The organism is Streptococcus sp. HMSC063B03, from assembly GCF_001836965.1.
GTDB classification, from domain to species: domain Bacteria; phylum Bacillota; class Bacilli; order Lactobacillales; family Streptococcaceae; genus Streptococcus; species Streptococcus pneumoniae_F.
In genome coordinates, this window is the sequence record NZ_KV831022.1 from 1 (window position 1) to 2,980 (window position 2,980).

General features: G+C 36.1%; 3 protein-coding genes and 1 pseudogene. All 4 read right to left on the reverse strand.

Annotated elements, in window-relative coordinates; genetic code table 11:
- Nucleotides 1-207: pseudogene (locus HMPREF2628_RS03590) on the reverse strand (virulence protein); the annotation flags it as partial.
- Nucleotides 208-344: 137 nt separating this feature from the next.
- Nucleotides 345-833, reverse strand: coding sequence for a hypothetical protein (locus tag HMPREF2628_RS03595; protein ID WP_070842363.1), 489 nt, complete (start codon nucleotides 831-833; stop codon nucleotides 345-347).
- A 39-nt stretch (nucleotides 834-872) separates the two neighbouring features.
- Nucleotides 873-1,505 (reverse strand): hypothetical protein, encoded by a 633-nt coding sequence (locus tag HMPREF2628_RS03600; protein WP_070842364.1) that lies wholly within the window; start codon nucleotides 1,503-1,505, stop codon nucleotides 873-875.
- A partial coding sequence (locus tag HMPREF2628_RS03605; protein ID WP_070842365.1) for an ATP-binding protein occupies nucleotides 1,495-2,980 on the reverse strand: 1,486 nt, incomplete at its 5' end. The genes HMPREF2628_RS03600 and HMPREF2628_RS03605, both read right to left, overlap by 11 nt.

Genomic DNA, 2,980 nt, shown 5'->3' on the forward strand with positions numbered 1-2,980 from the left:
CTTTTTGATGCTGGGGATGATAATCTCTATAAAGAGACCTTTACCAGCTGTGTAGGCTGCTCCTGTCAACTCACCTGAGTCTAAAGAGGAAATCAGGTGGTCACATCCGCTGGATAAACGGTCTGTGACTTCATTTGCGACTCGGAGGTTGTTCGTCATGGCCTGAATCAATTCTTGGGATTCTTGTGCGCTGTATTTTACTCCCATGGTAGCCGATTCCTTTCCGCTATCAGTTCTTCTCTGGCTTCATCGAAAGTAACAACCAGATAGCCATCAAAAGTCAAAATAAACCTCCATAACCAAACAAATGGCAACCATCTAGGCTTACTTAAAGATTCTTAAACTTACCTATCCACCACTTGAGCTTCAAAGTGTGCTGGCTTGTCGTCTACATTGGTGATGGTTATTGTATAGGACTTGTTATTGGTTACATTAAATACTTTTTCCCCCTGGTAACTGTCAACAATTCCATCCTGGACTAAATGGATATCTTTTTGATTATTGGGTAACTCTTCATCAACATCTTCTGAATGATGGCTTCGAACAAGTTTTTGCCCTTCAACATCATAAAAAATATCGCCATGCATCTCAAACCAAACTTTTTTACCTGATAATTTAAGCTTATTAGTATCATTTTTTTTCAAGATTAATTCTGAGTAGTATTCTACATCATGTGTCCGAGGATTTACTGTAAAGTTAGCCGACTCTCCTGGTTGCAGAGTATACTTACCAAGATTTTGTGCCCATAGATAAAATAGAAAACTAGCTGCTAGGACTACAACAAGTACTAAACTACAACCTAAATTCCAATTCGATTTTTTCGTCATGCTCATTTGTAACTCTCCTTATAGTCGTCATACCTTTCTGGAGCTCTATCTATTCTGCAAAATTTCGCTCTCTTTCCTTTTTCTACGCTGACCCGACCACCTGATACACTGCAACAATATTATCATACGAAGAATCAAATAGACCAAACGAAGGATTTTCATCTTTCCAAGAGCTGATAAGAAATTTTTCCTTGCATTCCCCACTTCTTGAGCTAACTGTTCAACTGTTTTACCTGTTTCTTCTTTAATAGCAACTGCATTCTTTGAAATCAAATAATAATTTTGTTCTAATCTGCTGATATAGGCTTTGGAAATTGGCTCGTCTAAGAAAAAATATACTCTATCAGCATACTCATCCTGAGACAGCGTATAGTATACTTCAGCTTCACTCTCCCATTTTTTAGGAAAACTAGTTATTTTAATATTTCCATAGTCTAAATGCATAATTCCAACTAAAACGTCATTAGTCCATTCTTCCGCATAGTGGTATAATTTCACTTTCTTATCTATCATTGGCCAAACCATAACATACCGACTATGCATGAATTCCTTAGTTAATGCCGAGTTACTTGCCAAACTGGTCGCACCAATCTCATATACTGACCAAATAAGAACTATAAGCATTAAGACAGCTTGAGTTGGTTTGTTTTTATAATAATTCTTCATTTTATTTAACATTTTGCTCTCCGATAGAAGGATTGGGTTTATCTAAATCTTTTTGGAAATGTTGGATAGCATTCATGAATTCTTCAAAAGTTGATGATTTTTCACTAGAATGAGAAGAGACATATAATTTATATGTTTCTTCTAATTTCTTCATTCCTTTCGTGTAATCACCTTCTCCAATATTTTGAACAAATTCATAAGATCTATAACCAGGTATTTTTTTGACATTTTCATAATAAGAATTCGTAACACTAACAGCGCTATCTCCATTCTTCATCAGATTATAAATATTCACTGCGTCTAAGTCTGATCGATAATCATCATTGCCAAGACTAGGAGAAATTCCCATAGCACCAGCTACATCACCTTGCCAACCTGCTAAATCATCCTCATTTTCTATTCCATGATTATCTGTAAAATGTGCAGAAATAGTGGCAGCCATATGAGAATAATCTATTGTTCCTCCAAATTGAGACAACAATTCCCTTACTCTTGCTTTCTGCTTCTCGTCTAATTTATTATAATTTCCTTGACCAAATGCTTTCTCAGAAGCTAAATTCAGTTTCCCTCTTATCTCATCATTTGTATCTCCCTCTTCAATCTTTTCCAATCTCGCAAAATTATGCTGATTCTGGATAGCCTTCTGAATCGTATCAATTTCATAATCTTTTAATCCATATTTTTTCAGTATGTATTTCAGTTTATCGTTTATGCCAACTATTATACCATTCACCCCGTTTGGACTATATAATCCAGCGACAATTTGCCAAGCACCATAAGATTTATCACCATAAGAGTATGAAGCAACTATCTTAAAGAATTCTACATTTGCTTTCTTAGTCCCATATTTCTTTTCCATACTAACATATAATTTCAGTAATATTTCTGATTCAGTTTGACTAAATCCATATTGCTGTTGGAGTGTCTGAATAGATTTTTGTTTTTTACTTATTGGTATGGATGTCTCAATTTTTTGATTTTCAATCTTCACATCCGTCATCTTCTGTACCCAACTCATATCCAGACCGTCCGCATAGTAGTTACCATCGCTATCGACAATGATTTTACTCAGTTGCGTGGCTCCTTTGATGGCTAAGCTAAGGACTTCTAGGCTATCACTGAAATACTGGGAAACCTGTGAGACAAAAAATTCTAGTTTTTCAATCTTATTATCCAAATCCTGAATACCCGACTCGATTTGAAACTTGGTATTGTAGAGGATGGTCTTCTCAGAGAAGGCTTTCCCCCAATTGAGACTAAAGAGGTCTTTGATTTGATTTAGCCAGTTCTCCCTCTCTTGAATCTGAGCTTCTACGATAGCTAACTGCTCTTCTCTCAGCTTTTTTAATTCCTTAAGCTGGTCTAGGTCCAAATCACCATATCCAGAGACCTGGGCATCCGCATGTTTGTAGGAGGTCAACTCTAGTTGGATATCATCTATCGCTGCTTGTAACTTTTTGATGCTGGGGATGATAATCTCTATAAAG

What these genes read in the sequence shown, in the direction of transcription:
- HMPREF2628_RS03595 (WP_070842363.1), bottom strand. Translation starts at nt 833, where the DNA reads ATGAGCATGACGAAAAAATCGAATTGGAATTTAGGTTGTAGTTTAGTA.
- HMPREF2628_RS03600 (WP_070842364.1), bottom strand. Translation starts at nt 1,505, where the DNA reads ATGTTAAATAAAATGAAGAATTATTATAAAAACAAACCAACTCAAGCT.